Genomic DNA, 16,210 nt, shown 5'->3' on the forward strand with positions numbered 1-16,210 from the left:
CAAAGAGGACGACATGGTAACCATTCGTTTGGCACGTCACGGTGCAAAGAAGCGCCCATTTTATCAAATCGTAGTTGCGGATAGCCGTAACTCTGTAACTGGCCGTTTCATCGAGAAAGTAGGTTTCTTTAACCCTACTGCTCAAGGTCAAGAAGAAGGTCTACGTCTAGACCTAGATCGTGTTAACCACTGGGTTGGTCAAGGCGCATCTCTATCTGATCGTGTAGCTAAGCTAGTTAAAGACGCTCAAAAAGCGGCTTAATTCTTTTTTAAAGAGAAATAGCTTATGTCGATGAAGGGTAAAGAAACGATGAGCGAGCAAAATAATAGAATTGTCATGGGTAAACTTGGGTCTACCTATGGTATTCGTGGCTGGCTTAAAGTGTTCTCCTACACAGACAATGCTGAAAGCATATTTGATTACAGCCCTTGGTATTTAAACCAAAAGGGTAAGTGGGTTGAGTACAAAGTTGAGAGCTGGAAACGTCATGGCCAAGGTTATGTATGTAAGCTAGCGGGATTAGATGTTCGTGAAGACGCGCAACTGATGACTAACTTTGAAATTGCTATTGACCCTGCTTCGTTACCTGAATTGTCAGAAGATGAATTCTACTGGCGCGAATTGTTCGGTATGCAAGTTTTTACCACTAAAGGTTACGACCTTGGTGAGGTCACTGACCTATTAGAAACTGGCTCGAACGATGTTCTAGTAATTAAAGCAAATCTTAAAGATGCTTTTGGCCAAAAGGAACGGTTAGTACCGTACCTTGAAGAGCAAGTGATCAAGAAAGTTGATCGCGAAGCTCGCCGGATCGAAGTTGACTGGGATCCTGGATTCTAACTCCAAATTACAGAGCGAGAGAACACATGTGGGTTGGCATTATTAGCCTGTTTCCTGAAATGTTCCGTTCTGTTACTGATTTTGGAGTAACAGGTCAAGCGGTTAAAAAAGGTCTTTTATCTATTGAGACATGGAATCCTCGCGATTTCACTCATGATAAACATCGCACTGTTGATGATAGACCTTACGGTGGTGGTCCTGGCATGTTAATGATGGTTCAGCCTTTGCGCGATGCTATCCAAACTGCCAAGCAAGCAGCACCGGGAAAGACGAAAGTAATCTATCTTTCACCTCAAGGTCGTAAACTCGACCAGAAAGGTGTTGAAGAGTTGGCAACAAACGAGAACTTGCTTCTTATTTGTGGCCGCTATGAAGGGGTAGATGAGCGCATTATTCAATCTGAAGTCGACGAAGAATGGTCGATTGGCGATTTTGTGATGACGGGTGGCGAACTGCCAGCCATGACGTTGATTGATTCAGTCTCTCGGTTTGTTCCGGGTGTACTTGGAGATTTCGCTTCAGCAGAAGAAGATTCTTTTGCAAATGGTTTGCTAGATTGTCCCCATTATACGCGCCCTGAGGTGCTAGACGATAAAGATGTGCCATCGGTACTCAAGTCTGGAAACCATAAGGACATTCGTCGCTGGCGATTAAAACAATCGTTGGGCCGAACTTGGCTAAGAAGACCAGAGCTCCTGGAAAACCTAGCTCTGACTGACGAACAGGAACAATTACTGGCTGAATTCATTAAAGAGCAACGCTCTTAAAGAAAAGCAAGCAGTAACCTATTAAATTTAGTATCAGTTTATTCTAGGAATTTATACAAATGAGCAACATCATCAAGGCTCTTGAAGAAGAGCAACTAAAATCAGACCTTCCTAAATTCGCACCAGGTGACACTGTTGTAGTTCAGGTTAAGGTAAAAGAAGGTGACCGTGAGCGTCTACAGGCTTTCGAAGGCGTTGTAATCGCTATTCGTAACCGTGGTCTACACTCTGCATTCACAGTTCGTAAGATTTCGAACGGTGAAGGCGTAGAGCGTGCGTTCCAAACTCACTCTCCAATGGTTGATAGCATCGAAGTTAAACGCCGTGGTGCAGTACGTCGTGCCAAGTTGTACTACCTACGTGAGCGTTCTGGTAAGTCAGCTCGTATTAAAGAGAAGCTTACTAAGAAGTAATTCTTTTTGCATTCTATCGATAAAAGCGGAGCCATTTGGCTCCGCTTTTTTGTGTCTGCTATTTAGATCTGAGTAGGTAAGAGAGCCTCAATTCGCTCGTTCCTCGCTCTTGGGGATGACGGACTTAAACGAAACTCACATTTAACTGTCATTCCCTAGACTGACGAAGGAAGGAGTAGGGAATCTCTATTCGTACCATGCTATAGGCAATAAAAAAGGATTGACGTTAAACGCCAACCCTTCAAAATTTACTCGTTACTCGTTACTCGTTACTCGTTACTCGTTACTCGTTACTCGTTACTCGTTACTCGTTACTCGTTACTCGTTACTCGTTACTCGTTACTCGTTACTCGTTACTCGCTTAGTGCGGATCTTCCGACCAACCATCGCTATCTGACATGTCTGGTGCGCCAGCAATGCTGTTCTCTTCGTCTGCCCATTCACCGAAATCAATCATCTGACATTGCTTACTGCAAAACGGGCGGTGTGGGCTTTGTTCGCCCCATTCAACGTCGGCATTACATTGAGGGCATTTAACGATGGTGATTTTTTTCGACATAGTGATTCTTAATTAGAGGGTATTGTAAGAAAGAGTTTAGGCTCGAGTGAAGGCTCAAGCCAAACTATAAAAGGAAATTAATTAGCTGCAGACAGCCAATTCAAATTCGATGTCTTGAGTACAGGCTTGTCCTGTTTCAAAGCTCATGAACTTAACGGCAAAACGGTTTTTATGCCCGGAGATCATCGGGTAAGCACCGTATTGCATTGGAATAGAAAGGCGAAGGATATTCGCTTCATCAGCATCGCTCTGGAAGAAGCCAGCGCGAGCAATTTGCTCTTTAAAGTGACCAGTCTCTCTGGTGAGCTTTAACCATAGCGTTAGCGCTTCATACAGAGGCTGTAGGCTATCCATCCAAGCTTTGGCATCTCGCATTCTCTTATCGAGAGGAAGATGCAACCAATAATGCAGTGCGGGTAAATCAAAGCAGCATGAGCCACCTGGCAAATTAAAGCGTTGACGTATGGCACTCAAGAAGCGGTCTTCTTTAAGTGACTGCCCAAAACGCTCCGCCTGCATCAGTTCACGATAGATGTTACTAATATCGTTGAGTAGTGAAGTCAGCATCTCTTGATCAACACCTTCAACATCTAACCAGCTTTTGTAGGTTACACGCTGCTTCTCAATATCTTTTGCGAGTTCACTCTTGAGTTGGATCTGTTCGAAGATTTCAACCAGATCAAAGATGGAACGGAAAAAAAGTTGATACTGTTGAGCATCGGAAAATGTAGAAGACAAGTGCAGCTGCCTCAAGAGTGATTCAACTCTTAAGTAGATGCGTGTTTTCTCATTTAGAGGATGTTCAAATTTGTGGGTGATCATCGAGCAAACCTTCATTCAACATTATTCTATTCTGACCCATCTACAGTACTGATTGCCAGATACTTTTGATGTAAATCTGTGATTTGAGGCAAAAGTTCTTGGTTTTTAGTATGGTTTTTAATCACGTCATCTGCAACTGCTAAGCGTTGTTCTCTTGAAGCCTGTGATTTTAAAATTGATGCAACTTGTTCCCTAGAAACATTATCACGACTCATCGTACGCTCTATTTGCACTTCTGTTGGCACATCAACGATTAATACGCGATCGGCCATACCTTGCATTTGGTTTTCAACCAATAGCGGTGCGACTAATAAACCATAAGGGGATGTGACTTTAGACAGGTCACTGTCAATTTTGTTACGGATCATGGGATGAAGCAGGTCATTGAGCCATTGTTTCTCTATGGGATCCGAGAAGATTAACTCACGCAGCTTACTTCGGTTGAGTGCTCCATCTTCAAGTAAGATAGCCTCACCAAAATGGTCGGTAATCTGCTTTAAGCCGTCACTGCCCACTGCAACGACTTCGCGTGCAACGATATCAGCATCGACAATATCAATATTAAAATGCTCATTGAAGAGGTTAGCAACGGTGGTTTTTCCACTGGCGATACCACCGCTTAATCCGATAATGATTGCCATGGTTAAATTCCTAGTACAGAAGTGAAATACCAGCCCATGATGTCGTTGCCCCACATCAAACTCACCCAACCCGCAATCGCAAGGTAAGGTCCAAAGGGAAAGGCTTTATCTATGCCTTGCTGTTTCAAGCGAAGTTGAATCAAGCCGAAAACTAAACCGACAAGTGAGGATAGAAGAATGATCATTGGGAGATGTTGCCAACCAAGCCAGGCGCCAAGCGCAGCTAGTAACTTGAAATCACCGTAACCCATGCCTTCCTTGCCTGTTAACAGCTTGAACAGCCAATAAACCGACCAAAGTGCTAGGTAGCCTGCCATTGCGCCAATCACAGAATCTTGAAGCGATACTGGGCTGATATTAAACAGAGCTAACGCGATACCAGACCAAACTAAAGGTAAGGTAATTTGATCTGGCAGCAGCATAGTATCGAGATCGATAAAGGTTGCGGTAATCAATGCAAACGTGAAAAAAATCAGAGCGATGGCGTAGTAACTGAAACCAAAGTGGCTCGCGACTACGGTACAAAGTATCGCCGTAAGCAGTTCGACCAATGGATAACGAGCGCTGATTGGGTTAGCACAGCTATGGCACTTGCCCTTTAAGAACAACCAACTTAATACTGGAATATTGTCGATGATTCTTAATTGGGTTTTACATTTCGGGCAGGTAGAACGAGGGATACTGAGATTGAACTTTCCCTCTGGTGCTGGAATTTTATATTGAGAGAAATACTCCGAGCACTCTTGTTGCCACTCTCGTTCCATCATTATCGGTAAACGGTGGATGACTACGTTGAGGAAGCTGCCGATAAGAAGGCTAAAAATGAAAGCTAATACGGGGAATAGCCAAGGATAGTAGTGAAATACTTCCATAGTGTCCTTTACCACTTAATCAAGGTGAGCAGAGGTTGGCTGCTCATGGGTGTTTAGTTGCTTTTAACTATCCTAACACACTCATAAGATTAAAGATCGGTAAGTACATCGCGACAACAAGTCCGCCAACTACGGTGCCTAAAAATACGATGATCAGTGGCTCTAGAATTTTACCTAGGTTATCGACGGTGTTGTCTACTTCGAACTCGTAAATGGAAGCGACTTTATTGAGCATATCATCAAGATTCCCTGACTCTTCACCTATCATCACCATCTGTAAAACCATCTCTGGGAAGGCATTGGTATTGCGCATTGCAATGTACATCGGCATGCCTGCGGCAGTTTCACGGTGAACCTCGATGATGGCCGATTGATAATGCAGGTTGCCTGCGGTTTTAGCCGTTGTTTTAAGGCTGGTTAAGATGGGAATCCCAGAACTGAAACTGGTTGAAAGTGTTCGGCTGAACTTTGCAATCGATGCCTTTGTGATAACAGCACCCAAGATAGGAAAGCGTAAGCCAAGACGACTGGTTGAAAGTCGAATCGAGTAGGATCGCTGACGCAGTTGCTGAAAAGACAGAATTAATAAACCAATACCGATGGCACTATAGAAACTATAAGCCTGCATCCAATGGGAAAGATAAAGCACTTGCTGGGTGAACCAAGGTAAGTCTGCTCCGAAACCAGAAAACATCGATTCAAATTCAGGAATGACCATGGTCAGCATTAAGTAGGAAACGGTAAGGGCGACCGCTACAACCATTGCTGGGTAGATGAGAGCTTTTATAACCTTGGATTTTAGTTGCTCACTCTTTTCACGATAGGTCGCCAAGCGTTCGAAGACTTGTGCGAGGTTGCCGGAGAGCTCACCCGTGGCAACTAAATCAGTATAGAGGTCATCAAAGTGACGGCTTGCGGTTCGCATCGCTTTTGAGATTGGCGTTCCGGCTTCTACGCCTTTGCAGATGTGCGATAAAATCGATTTCATTTCAGCTTTGCGGTGATTGTCTGAGACCAACTTGATGGCTTGCACGATAGGGACACCCGTAGCCAGCATGGTAGCGAGCTGCCTAGTCAAAATAGTGATGTCTTTGGCTTTGACTCTATGGGTTAAACGAGTGACTGCTGAAATACTTTTCTTTTTGATTTTCTTAATCTGAATATGCTGCTCTTTGAGCTTTTCTCGTACTTCCAATTCGGTTAGCGCTAAGGTCTGCCCTGACACTTTCTTGCCTGAGCTATTAATGCCTTTCCAGTGATAGCTTTTTAGTTGTGATTGTTTGGACTTGCTACTCATTGGTGCTCCATTGGCTTATATGTACAGAACACGTTGCAGTTCTTGATAGCTGGTGGTGCCTTCAAGCAATTTATCCAGACCTGACTCTTGCAGAGTTCTCATGCCTTCTCGACGCGCGAGATCTTCGATCGCTAGCGCATTGGGTTTGCTGATAAGGCTGCTTTTGAGTTTGTCGGTAAAAGGCATTACTTCATAGATCCCCACTCGACCTGAGTATCCTTGGTTACACTCATTGCACCCTTGAGGATTGGCTTTGTAGATGGTTTGGGTGTTAGGAATTGAGTGACGCAGAAATATGTCTGGTGAGTCGTCATTTTCTTTGCAGTGGTTACACAGCCGTCTTGCCAAGCGTTGGGCAATAATCAAACTCAGTGATGAAGCGAGGTTAAAGGGTTCAATACCCATATGAGCGAGTCGAGTGACGGTTTCTGCCGCAGAGTTGGTGTGCAACGTAGATAGTACCAAGTGACCTGTTTGCGATGCTTTGATCGCGATCTCTGCGGTTTCTAAATCTCGGATCTCACCGACCATCACCACGTCGGGGTCTTGTCGTAAAAATGATCGCAGCGCTTCAGCAAATCCAAAGCCGATCTTAGGTGTCACTTGCACTTGGTTGATACCACACAGATTAATCTCCACCGGGTCTTCAGCTGTTGAGATGTTGCGTTCCGTAGTGTTCAATACTCGAAGGCCGGTATAAAGCGAGACGGTTTTTCCACTGCCGGTTGGCCCGGTCATTAAGATCATTCCTTGCGGACGTTTTAGTGCATTCAGGTAGAGGGCTTTTTGATCGTCGCTGTAACCGAGCTTGTCGATATCGAGATTAGCTGCGCTGCTATCGAGTAGCCTCAGTACAATTTTCTCACCCCACAATGTTGGCAACGTTGAGACGCGCATATCAATCGCTAGGTCGTCATTCAGGCGCAGTTTTATGCGTCCATCTTGCGGCAGACGTCGTTCGGCAATATCAAGCTTGGCGAGTATTTTAAGGCGAGCAGATAAACGGCGACTTAAATGGGAAGCGGGCTGTTGTATTTCAACAAGGATGCCATCGCAACGCAGGCGTACACGGTAGTGTTCTTCGTAAGGCTCAAAATGGATATCTGATGCGCCTTTGCGCACCGCATCGACCAGTATCTGATTGATAAAACGACTGACAGGGGAGTCGTCTTGGCTGAGATCTTCAATTGAAGTCATCTCATCGTCGGAGACTTCAACGAGGTTAGCCAGTTCATCTTGAGTGATCTCTTTGCGTTTGGAGTCCTGCCCGGAAATCGAGCGGCCGTACAGCTTACGTATTGCACCCTCTAATTCAGAATAGTTAGCAACAACGAGTTCGATCTGTAATCCGGTCGCGAAGCGAAAGTCATCTTCTGCTTGTAAATCTGTTGGGTCAGCAGAGGCGAGTGTGAGAGTCGAACTAGAGACTGAAACCGGGATCGCGTGATATTTGGTGATCAGCTCACGAAGCCCTAATTGATCACATAAGGTTTCGTAGTCAGTATTGGCAAGTTGTACTAACGGTAAACCGAAGATGGTTTTTATATTATTTGCTAAGGAATCGCCGCTGAAGAAATCAAGAACGAGCAAAGCTTCAGGTGTCGAAATACCTGAAGCTTGTACATGTTCCGCCACGGCTTGCTCTTGAGTCAGGCTAAGTAAGTCTGCCTGACGAAGAACGGTTGGGAGGTTGGTTAGCACTTAAGGGCAGCCGTTAAGGAGAATGTTTCGTGCAGAACTAACACTACAAGTCCAACTGTCGTCACTTCTAGACAATAAAATAGAGCTGCCTTTCCCCCCACCATTTGTGATTGCAATATTAATCCCACCAGAAGTTACATTAATCGTACCTAAACTAAAGTCTGTTGCCCCAATTGCAGCTGAGCTAGTAGGTTCAGCACCACTTACAGCTAAGTAATTTTCATAATTTGTTTTTAAAGCGGTAGCGGTTGCTAAGGCGGAAGCTAGAGCGCCTTTTTCAACGTATTCTTGGTACTTTGGTATGGCAATAGCTGAAAGTACCCCTATCACAGCCACCACAATCATTAATTCAATCAGCGTAAAGCCTTTCTGGTTCGTTCTTTTGTTCTTCATTGTCTAATTCCATTCTTTAGTTTGTTTCAGTGCAGGCACTGGTTGATTGAGAGAATAGAAGTCAAGATGGGGAAGTGGAATTGTGTTTAGGTGTGGTCGCGAGTGGTTTGGTATTTATTAGTGTAGTGTTTCATATAGAAAGCAAATTTATGCGATCAACTTAAATAAGTCTTTGAAATACTGATAATTCAAGCAATAAAAAAGGCACCGTCTTCAACAGTGCCTTTATAGAAATTATTTACTATTCAGTAAATTACGCTTTGAATCTCATTGATAGGTCCATTGCTTTTAGATGCTTAGTCAGTGCACCTACCGAGATGTAATCAACACCTGTTTCAGCGAACTCTGCGATAGTGTCTAATGTTACATTGCCTGAGTTCTCTAATGCTGCGCGGCCAGCGTTGATTTTCACGGCTTCACGCATCATGTCTGTGGTGAAGTTGTCTAGCATGATGATGTCTGCGCCAGCGCTGATCGCTTGCTCTAGCTCTGCTAGGCTTTCCGTTTCAACTTCCACAGGTTTACCTGGGTTAAGTTCTTTTGCTGTCGAGATAGCTTTCTCAATGCCACCACAGGCGATGATGTGGTTTTCTTTGATTAGGTAAGCATCGAAAACGCCAATACGGTGGTTGAAACCGCCACCACAAGCGACAGCGTATTTTAGTGCGCTGCGAAGGCCAGGAATTGTTTTGCGAGTGTCTAACAGGCGGCATTCTGTGTGCTTAACTTTGTCTGCGTAGATCGCTGTTGTTGTCGCACAGCCAGATAGCGTTTGAATGAAGTTCATTGCATTACGCTCACCGGTTAATAGCGCACGTGCTGGGCCAGTCAAGCTACAAAGCGTTTGGTTTGGTTCAACCTTGTCGCCATCTTCTACGTTCCACTCGATAGTCACTTCACCGCCCAATTGCTTAAACACTTCATCAGCCCAAGCTTTACCACAGAACACACCGTGTTCACGGGTAATGATGGTAGCGCTATTGATTGCGTCTGCTGGGATTAGACTTGCCGTAATATCAGCCGCTGGATCTAACGTTCCGCCTAGATCTTCTTTGATGGTCTCAGCCACTGAGCGAGTGATCTCTAGAGGCAGTTGCTCTTTTAAGTAGTCAAGGCGTTGGTGGCTGTTATGTGTGTTTTTCATCGCAAATCTAATCTTGAAAGGGAGTGGGAATGGAATGATACTCTTGCTTAACTTCAAATTAAAGAGGCTAGCGTGACTGCTCTATGGGTAAGGTCACAATCTTATTGTGCTAGCAGAAAAGAAAGTGAGACCAAGATGACGATCAGCTTCAACGGATGGTATGACAACGCTCGGCATGTTCCTTCCCCGTATTTTGATGTTAGACCTAGCGTCGACGATATCTCTCTGCTGGTGGTTCACAACATTAGTTTACCTCCGGGGCAATTTGGTGGGCCTTACATCGAACAGTTTTTTACGGGCAAACTTGACCCAGAAGAACACCCGTTTTTTCAAGTGATTCACCAAATGGGTGTTTCTGCACACTGCTTGATTCGTCGTGATGGTGAGGTGGTGCAGTTTGTTTCGTTCCTTGATAGAGCTTGGCACGCTGGCCAGTCCAGCTTTGCCGGCCGTGAAAGGTGTAATGATTACTCGATTGGTATTGAACTGGAAGGTAGTGACTTTGTGGCTTACACCGAGCAGCAGTATCATGCGCTTACCCAATTAACGGAAACACTGGTATCGAGCTTCCCTCAAATTACCACTGAACGAATCACAGGCCACCAATATATTGCGCCTCTGCGCAAAACCGATCCTGGCTTGGTTTTCGACTGGCAGAAATTTAAAGAAAAGCTCAAGGGCTAAGCCTCAACTTTAGATAGCCTTACTGCTGTTAGGCGTTGAATAATCAACGCCTGGCATAATGACTTGTGAATTTTTGTTGTTGCTATGTAAAGAAAGTGGTGGAGAGGAGAGCATCAATAAATCGAGAGTGTGACGAGCTTATCAAACGCTAATTTATTAAAACTTATGAACAGAATTTCCATCCTAAATGTGCGCTTGGTTTGATTTTTAAACAAGTGGCACTAATCTTTCTGAAACAATTCATTTTTATCCTGAAACTTTCTAGCACGAAACCTCCCCAAAAGTATTACCCCTGTAAATGGTAAGACCAATTTAGTTGCTGTTTTAAATTTCATTTGTTAAATCATGGTTAATTCATGCTGTGTTCTATGATGCAGGTCAATTTTGCACTGGACAGTGGCGTTTTAATTATGTTAATTTCTGCCCAACTTAAAATTGGTATTACCAATTGTCAGCGAAGAAAAAGAAGAACAACAAACTATGGCTTATCAAAGGATTCGTCAGCCAAAACTCTCGGACGTTATCGAACAAGAGTTAGAAAGGTTGATAGTGGAAGGAACACTGGCTCCAGGGCAGCAGTTGCCGCCTGAGCGCGAACTAGCGAAACAGTTCGATGTGTCTCGTCCTTCAATCCGAGAAGCGATACAACGTTTAGAAGCAAAACGCTTGCTTACTCGCCGTCAAGGTGGAGGTACGTTTGTTAGCGAAAATATCTGGAAAAGCTTTTCAGATCCTTTGCTTAATTTGTTGTCGTCCCATTCTGAAACCCAACTAGACTTGTTGGAATCGCGTCATGCGATGGAAGGGATTTCGGCTTACTTCGCGGCATTGCGTGGTACTGATGAAGACTTTGCTCGAATTCAAGCATGCCAAGATAAGATTCATGGTGCGCAAGATAAAGGTGATATTGAAGCCGAATCTGCAGCGGTGATGGCTTTTCTTATTGCTTTAACAGAGGCAGCGCACAATGTGGTGTTATTGCACATTGTTCGTAGTTTGGCTCCGTTACTCGAACAAAACGTCTTAGAAAATTTAAAGCTGTTGCATCGTCGTAAAGACGTTGTGGAGAAAGTGAGTATACATCGAGCTAACATTGTAGATGCGATCGTTTCAGGGCAGCCAGAACAGGCACGTGAAATGTCACATTCTCATTTAGCTTACATCGAAGAAACATTGCTGGATTTGACCAAAGAAGAATCGCGCCGCGAACGTTCTTTACGTCGAATTCAACAGGGTAAATAGCCGTAATACTTCGGCTTTTTACGTGTTTAGTAGAATCCAACTAACAAAAAGGATAGATCGCCATGTCTGACATGAAGCATGACGTTGATGCTCTGGAAACTCAAGATTGGTTAGAAGCTCTTGAGTCAGTAGTACGTGAAGAAGGTGTAGAACGTGCACAGTATTTACTAGAACAAGTTCTAGATAAAGCGCGTTTAGATGGTGTTGATATGGCTACAGGCATCAACACAAACTACATCAACACAATTCCAGCAGCACAAGAGCCAGCTTACCCTGGTGACGTAACTCTTGAGCGTCGTATTCGTTCGATTATTCGCTGGAACGCAATCATGATTGTATTGCGTGCTTCTAAGAAAGACCTAGACCTTGGTGGTCACATGGCTTCTTACCAGTCAGCTGCAGCGTTCTACGAAGTATGTTTCAACCACTTCTTCCGTGCTCCAAATGAGACGGACGGTGGCGATCTAGTTTACTACCAAGGTCACATCTCTCCAGGTATCTACTCTCGTGCATTCGTTGAAGGTCGTCTAACTGAAGAACAGCTAGATAACTTCCGTCAAGAAGTTGATGGTAAAGGTATCCCTTCTTACCCGCACCCGAAACTGATGCCTGAGTTCTGGCAGTTCCCTACTGTATCTATGGGTCTTGGTCCGATCTCTGCGATCTACCAAGCGCGCTTCCTTAAGTACCTTGACGGCCGTGGCCTGAAAGAAACTTCAGCGCAACGCGTATACGCGTTCCTAGGTGACGGTGAGATGGATGAGCCAGAATCACGTGGTGCTATCTCTTTCGCTGCGCGTGAGAAGCTAGACAACCTATGTTTCCTAATCAACTGTAACCTACAGCGTCTAGACGGCCCTGTAATGGGTAACGGTAGCATCATCCAAGAACTTGAAGGCCTATTTAAAGGTGCAGGTTGGAACGTTGTTAAAGTTATCTGGGGTAGCAACTGGGATTCACTACTGGCTAAAGACACGACAGGTAAGCTTCTTCAACTGATGAATGAAACTATCGATGGTGACTACCAGACATTCAAATCTAAAGATGGCGCATACGTACGTGAGCACTTCTTTGGTAAGTACCCAGAAACAGCTGCACTAGTTGCAGACATGACTGATGACGAAATCTTCGCTCTTAAGCGTGGTGGTCACGATTCTTCTAAACTGTTTGCTGCATTCAACAATGCAAAAGAGACAAACGGTAAGCCAACGGTAATCCTAGCTAAGACTGTTAAAGGTTACGGCATGGGTGATGCAGCTGAAGGTAAGAACATTGCACACGGTGTTAAGAAAATGGACATGACTCATGTTCAACACCTACGTGATCGTCTAGGCCTAGAAGACATTCTTTCTGATGAGAAAATCACAGAGCTTCCTTACCTGAAACTAGAAGAAGGTACGCCTGAGTACGAATACATGCACGCTCGTCGTAACGCTCTACACGGTTACACGCCTGCTCGTCTTCCTAAGTTTACTCAAGAGTTCAAGGTTCCTGAGCTAGACGCATTCGCACCTCTACTAGGTGAACAGAAGCGTGATATCTCTACAACTATGGCTTATGTACGTACGCTAAACATCCTTCTTAAAGATAAGAACATTGGTAAGAACATTGTTCCTATCATCTGTGATGAAGCTCGTACATTCGGTATGGAAGGTCTATTCCGTCAGGTTGGTATCTACAACCCACACGGTCAAGAATACACACCTGAAGACAAAGGCATCGTTTCTTACTACAAAGAAGCAACGTCTGGTCAAGTTCTTCAAGAAGGTATCAACGAACTAGGTTCTATGGCTTCATGGGTTGCTGCTGCAACTTCATACAGCACAAACGATCTACCGATGATCCCGTTCTACATCTACTACTCAATGTTCGGTTTCCAACGTATTGGCGACATGGCTTGGTTAGCAGGCGACCAACAAGCTCGTGGCTTCCTACTAGGTGCTACTGCAGGTCGTACAACACTGAATGGTGAAGGTCTACAGCACGAAGATGGTCACTCGCACATTCAAGCGAACACGATCCCTAACTGTATCTCTTACGACCCAACGTTTGCTTACGAGCTAGCGGTTATCATGCAAGACGGTATCCGTCGCATGTACGGTGAGAATCAAGAGAACGTTTACTACTACCTAACAGTAATGAACGAGAACTACGCAATGCCAGCAATGCCAGAAGGCGCTGAAGAAGGCATTCGTAAGGGTATCTACAAGCTTGAATCTCACGCTGGTGCTAAGGGCAAAGTTCAACTAATGAGCTCTGGTACTATCATGAACGAAGCGCGTAAAGCGGCTGAAATTCTAAGCGAAGAGTACGGCGTAGCATCTGACGTATTCTCTGTAACGTCGTTCAACGAACTAACTCGTGACGGCCAAGCGGTAGAGCGTGACAACATGCTTCACCCAGAAGCTGAAGAGAAAGTACCGTACATCACGACTGTTCTTGGTAAAGAACCTGCAATCGCAGTGACTGACTACATGAAGAACTACGCTGAGCAAGTACGTGCGTACATGCCAACTGAGTCTTACAAAGTACTTGGTACAGATGGTTTCGGCCGTTCTGACAGCCGTGCAAACCTACGTCGTCACTTCGAAGTTAACGCTGGCTACATCGTAGTTGCAGCTCTAACTGAACTGGCTAAACGTGGTGATATCGAGAAATCAGTAGTTGCTGAAGCAATTGCTAAGTTCGATATCGACACTGAAAAAACTAACCCGCAATACGCATAAGACTGGCATTAAGGTAGGTAAATACAATGACAATCGAAATTAATGTACCAGACATCGGTGCTGACGAGGTTGAAGTAACTGAGATTCTTGTAAACGTTGGCGACAAGGTTGAAGAAGAGCAGTCACTGATCACTGTTGAAGGCGACAAAGCTTCAATGGAAGTTCCTGCGTCTCAAGCGGGTATCGTTAAAGAAATCAAGATTTCAGAAGGTGATTCTGTTTCTACTGGTTCTCTTATCATGATCTTCGAAGCGGAAGGTGCTGCAGCAGCACCGGCTGCGCCAGCAGTTGAAGCGGCGGCACCAGTTGCAGCTGCTCCTGCAGCAGCTGAGCTTAAAGAAGTTCACGTTCCTGATATCGGCGGTGATGAAGTTGAAGTAACTGAAATCATGGTAGCTATCGGTGACGCAGTAGAAGAAGAGCAATCTCTTCTTACTGTTGAAGGTGACAAGGCTTCAATGGAAGTACCTGCACCATTCGCTGGTATCGTTAAAGAAATCAAGATCGCTTCTGGTGATTCAGTATCTACTGGTTCTCTAGTAATGGTATTTGAAGTGGCAGGTTCTGGCGCACCAGTTGCAGCAGCTCCTGCTCCAGCGGCGGCACCAGTTGCAGCTGCTCCAGCAGCATCTGCTGAGAAAGAAGTGAACGTTCCTGATATCGGTGGCGACGAAGTAGAAGTTACTGAAATCATGGTCGCGGTTGGCGATACAGTAGAAGAAGAGCAATCTCTAATTACTGTTGAAGGCGACAAAGCTTCAATGGAAGTGCCTGCACCATTCGCTGGTACAGTAAAAGAGATCAAGATTGCAGCTGGTGACAAAGTGTCAACAGGCTCTTCAATAATGACTTTCGTTGTTGAAGGCGCAGCTCCAGTAGCAGTAGCGGCTTCAGCTCCAGCACAAGCAGCAGCTCCGGCAGCAGCATCAGCACCTAAAGCAGAAGCAGTAGCTCCAGCAGCTGGCGACTTCCAAGAGAACGGTGACTACGCGCACGCATCTCCAGTTGTTCGTCGTCTTGCTCGCGAATTTGGCGTTAACCTTTCTAAGGTTAAAGGTACTGGTCGTAAGAGCCGTATCCTTAAAGAAGACGTTCAGTCTTACGTTAAAGATGCACTTAAGCGTCTAGAGTCTGGTGCTGCGGCATCTGGCAAAGGCGGCGACGGTTCTGCTCTTGGTCTACTACCATGGCCAAAAGTTGACTTCAGCAAGTTCGGCGAAACTGAAGTTCAGAAGCTTTCTAAGATTAAGAAGATCTCTGGCGCTAACCTGCACCGTAACTGGGTAATGATCCCGCACGTTACACAGTGGGACAACGCAGACATCACTGAGCTAGAAGCATTCCGTAAAGAACAGAACGCAATCGAAGCGAAGAAAGACACTGGCATGAAGATCACTCCACTTGTGTTCATCATGAAAGCTGTTGCTAAAGCGCTAGAAGCATTCCCTGCATTCAACTCGTCTCTTTCTGACGATGGCGAAAGCATCATTCTTAAGAAGTACGTAAACGTGGGTATCGCAGTTGATACACCAAACGGCCTAGTTGTTCCTGTTTTCAAAGACGTGAACAAGAAAGGTATTTACGAGCTATCTGAAGAACTAATGGTTGTTTCTAAGAAAGCACGCTCTGGTAAGCTAACAGCGGCAGACATGCAAGGCGGTTGTTTCACAATTTCTAGCCTTGGTGGTATTGGCGGTACTGCATTTACTCCAATCGTAAATGCTCCAGAAGTAGGTATCCTAGGTGTATCTAAGTCTGAGATTAAGCCAGTTTGGAATGGTAAAGAGTTCCAACCACGTCTACAGCTTCCACTGTCTCTATCATACGATCACCGCGTGATCGATGGTGCTGAAGGTGCACGCTTCATTACTTTCCTAAACAGCGCACTATCTGACATTCGTCGTCTAGTACTGTAATTGAGAAAGTAATTATTAAGGTGACTTTCGGGTCACCTTAATTCTTTATATAAAGACTATTTTTAGAGAACAGTTTCCGGCATTTCTCATAAACTGCGGGGGAATTGTTGTCTAGCTCACAGGCTAACTTAAAGCTACTTTCACACTGTTAACATCTCTGTAAAATGTTTCCTGTTTGAAAGCCCAATAATT

Annotated in this window: 16 protein-coding genes; 8 read left to right on the forward strand and 8 right to left on the reverse strand. The window is 44.9% G+C overall.

The window, feature by feature from the left end; all coding sequences use genetic code 11:
* Nucleotides 1-13: 13 nt before the first annotated feature.
* From rpsP to rplS, 4 genes are read left to right on the forward strand one after another with little or no spacing between them, the layout of a single operon-like run.
* Nucleotides 14-262, forward strand: a complete 249-nt coding sequence (gene rpsP, locus AC3CHU_RS02565) for a 30S ribosomal protein S16 (protein ID WP_004735508.1) — start codon at nucleotides 14-16, stop codon at nucleotides 260-262.
* Between the two features lie 24 nt (nucleotides 263-286).
* Nucleotides 287-841, forward strand: coding sequence for a ribosome maturation factor RimM (gene rimM / locus AC3CHU_RS02570; RefSeq protein WP_004735510.1), 555 nt, complete (start codon nucleotides 287-289; stop codon nucleotides 839-841).
* Nucleotides 842-867: 26 nt separating this feature from the next.
* A complete protein-coding gene (gene trmD / locus AC3CHU_RS02575) occupies nucleotides 868-1,608 on the forward strand; it encodes a tRNA (guanosine(37)-N1)-methyltransferase TrmD (protein ID WP_004735512.1) in 741 nt (246 codons plus the stop codon).
* Nucleotides 1,609-1,667: 59 nt separating this feature from the next.
* Nucleotides 1,668-2,021, forward strand: a complete 354-nt coding sequence (gene rplS / locus AC3CHU_RS02580) for a 50S ribosomal protein L19 (protein ID WP_004735514.1) — start codon at nucleotides 1,668-1,670, stop codon at nucleotides 2,019-2,021.
* Nucleotides 2,022-2,382: 361 nt separating this feature from the next.
* On the opposite strand, the gene yacG is transcribed toward rplS, so the two are convergent.
* The 8 genes from yacG to nadC all read right to left on the reverse strand — a co-directional run bounded on the left by yacG (nucleotide 2,383) and on the right by nadC (nucleotide 9,450).
* Nucleotides 2,383-2,580: a DNA gyrase inhibitor YacG gene (yacG, locus tag AC3CHU_RS02585; protein WP_004735515.1), complete on the reverse strand. Its 198-nt coding sequence runs from the start codon at nucleotides 2,578-2,580 to the stop codon at nucleotides 2,383-2,385.
* An 81-nt stretch (nucleotides 2,581-2,661) separates the two neighbouring features.
* The gene (gene zapD / locus AC3CHU_RS02590) at nucleotides 2,662-3,402 is read right to left on the reverse strand and encodes a cell division protein ZapD (protein WP_017088714.1); all 741 of its coding nucleotides are present in this window, start codon (nucleotides 3,400-3,402) and stop codon (nucleotides 2,662-2,664) included.
* A 26-nt stretch (nucleotides 3,403-3,428) separates the two neighbouring features.
* Nucleotides 3,429-4,043 carry a dephospho-CoA kinase gene (coaE, locus tag AC3CHU_RS02595; protein ID WP_488525017.1) on the reverse strand — a complete coding sequence of 205 codons (615 nt, stop codon included), beginning with the start codon at nucleotides 4,041-4,043 and terminating at the stop codon, nucleotides 3,429-3,431.
* Nucleotides 4,044-4,045: 2 nt separating this feature from the next.
* The gene (locus AC3CHU_RS02600) at nucleotides 4,046-4,915 is read right to left on the reverse strand and encodes a prepilin peptidase (RefSeq protein WP_004735439.1); all 870 of its coding nucleotides are present in this window, start codon (nucleotides 4,913-4,915) and stop codon (nucleotides 4,046-4,048) included.
* A gap of 67 nt (nucleotides 4,916-4,982) precedes the next feature.
* Complete coding sequence (locus AC3CHU_RS02605; protein ID WP_488525018.1) at nucleotides 4,983-6,212, reverse strand: type II secretion system F family protein; 1,230 nt, start codon at nucleotides 6,210-6,212, stop codon at nucleotides 4,983-4,985.
* A gap of 15 nt (nucleotides 6,213-6,227) precedes the next feature.
* Entirely contained in the window at nucleotides 6,228-7,913 is a 1,686-nt protein-coding gene (pilB, locus tag AC3CHU_RS02610) for a type IV-A pilus assembly ATPase PilB (protein ID WP_488525019.1), read from the reverse strand.
* The gene (locus AC3CHU_RS02615) at nucleotides 7,914-8,306 is read right to left on the reverse strand and encodes a pilin (RefSeq protein ID WP_488525020.1); all 393 of its coding nucleotides are present in this window, start codon (nucleotides 8,304-8,306) and stop codon (nucleotides 7,914-7,916) included.
* Between the two features lie 253 nt (nucleotides 8,307-8,559).
* The gene (gene nadC / locus AC3CHU_RS02620) at nucleotides 8,560-9,450 is read right to left on the reverse strand and encodes a carboxylating nicotinate-nucleotide diphosphorylase (protein ID WP_017079961.1); all 891 of its coding nucleotides are present in this window, start codon (nucleotides 9,448-9,450) and stop codon (nucleotides 8,560-8,562) included.
* 135 nt (nucleotides 9,451-9,585) lie between these two features.
* On the opposite strand from nadC, the gene ampD reads away from it, so the two are divergent.
* From ampD to aceF, 4 genes are all read left to right on the forward strand, one after another.
* Nucleotides 9,586-10,134, forward strand: a complete 549-nt coding sequence (ampD, locus tag AC3CHU_RS02625) for a 1,6-anhydro-N-acetylmuramyl-L-alanine amidase AmpD (RefSeq protein ID WP_488525021.1) — start codon at nucleotides 9,586-9,588, stop codon at nucleotides 10,132-10,134.
* A 480-nt stretch (nucleotides 10,135-10,614) separates the two neighbouring features.
* Nucleotides 10,615-11,376: a pyruvate dehydrogenase complex transcriptional repressor PdhR gene (gene pdhR, locus AC3CHU_RS02630; protein WP_017629813.1), complete on the forward strand. Its 762-nt coding sequence runs from the start codon at nucleotides 10,615-10,617 to the stop codon at nucleotides 11,374-11,376.
* Nucleotides 11,377-11,438: 62 nt separating this feature from the next.
* On the forward strand, nucleotides 11,439-14,102 hold the full coding sequence (aceE, locus tag AC3CHU_RS02635; RefSeq protein ID WP_488525022.1) for a pyruvate dehydrogenase (acetyl-transferring), homodimeric type: 2,664 nt from the start codon (nucleotides 11,439-11,441) through the stop codon (nucleotides 14,100-14,102).
* Between the two features lie 26 nt (nucleotides 14,103-14,128).
* On the forward strand, nucleotides 14,129-16,018 hold the full coding sequence (gene aceF / locus AC3CHU_RS02640) for a pyruvate dehydrogenase complex dihydrolipoyllysine-residue acetyltransferase (RefSeq protein ID WP_488525023.1): 1,890 nt from the start codon (nucleotides 14,129-14,131) through the stop codon (nucleotides 16,016-16,018).
* The last annotated feature ends 192 nt before the right edge of the window (nucleotides 16,019-16,210 follow it).

This window comes from Vibrio sp. QJM3NY_39 (assembly GCF_057785895.1).

Coding starts and splice junctions, on each gene's coding strand:
- aceE (WP_488525022.1), top strand. CDS start 11,439: ATGTCTGACATGAAGCATGACGTTGATGCTCTGGAAACTCAAGATTGG.
- pdhR (WP_017629813.1), top strand. CDS start 10,615: ATGGCTTATCAAAGGATTCGTCAGCCAAAACTCTCGGACGTTATCGAA.
- AC3CHU_RS02600 (WP_004735439.1), bottom strand. CDS start 4,915: ATGGAAGTATTTCACTACTATCCTTGGCTATTCCCCGTATTAGCTTTC.
- rimM (WP_004735510.1), top strand. CDS start 287: ATGTCGATGAAGGGTAAAGAAACGATGAGCGAGCAAAATAATAGAATT.
- AC3CHU_RS02605 (WP_488525018.1), bottom strand. CDS start 6,212: ATGAGTAGCAAGTCCAAACAATCACAACTAAAAAGCTATCACTGGAAA.
- ampD (WP_488525021.1), top strand. CDS start 9,586: ATGACGATCAGCTTCAACGGATGGTATGACAACGCTCGGCATGTTCCT.
- aceF (WP_488525023.1), top strand. CDS start 14,129: ATGACAATCGAAATTAATGTACCAGACATCGGTGCTGACGAGGTTGAA.
- trmD (WP_004735512.1), top strand. CDS start 868: ATGTGGGTTGGCATTATTAGCCTGTTTCCTGAAATGTTCCGTTCTGTT.
- yacG (WP_004735515.1), bottom strand. CDS start 2,580: ATGTCGAAAAAAATCACCATCGTTAAATGCCCTCAATGTAATGCCGAC.
- nadC (WP_017079961.1), bottom strand. CDS start 9,450: ATGAAAAACACACATAACAGCCACCAACGCCTTGACTACTTAAAAGAG.
- rpsP (WP_004735508.1), top strand. CDS start 14: ATGGTAACCATTCGTTTGGCACGTCACGGTGCAAAGAAGCGCCCATTT.
- rplS (WP_004735514.1), top strand. CDS start 1,668: ATGAGCAACATCATCAAGGCTCTTGAAGAAGAGCAACTAAAATCAGAC.
- AC3CHU_RS02615 (WP_488525020.1), bottom strand. CDS start 8,306: ATGAAGAACAAAAGAACGAACCAGAAAGGCTTTACGCTGATTGAATTA.
- coaE (WP_488525017.1), bottom strand. CDS start 4,043: ATGGCAATCATTATCGGATTAAGCGGTGGTATCGCCAGTGGAAAAACC.
- zapD (WP_017088714.1), bottom strand. CDS start 3,402: ATGATCACCCACAAATTTGAACATCCTCTAAATGAGAAAACACGCATC.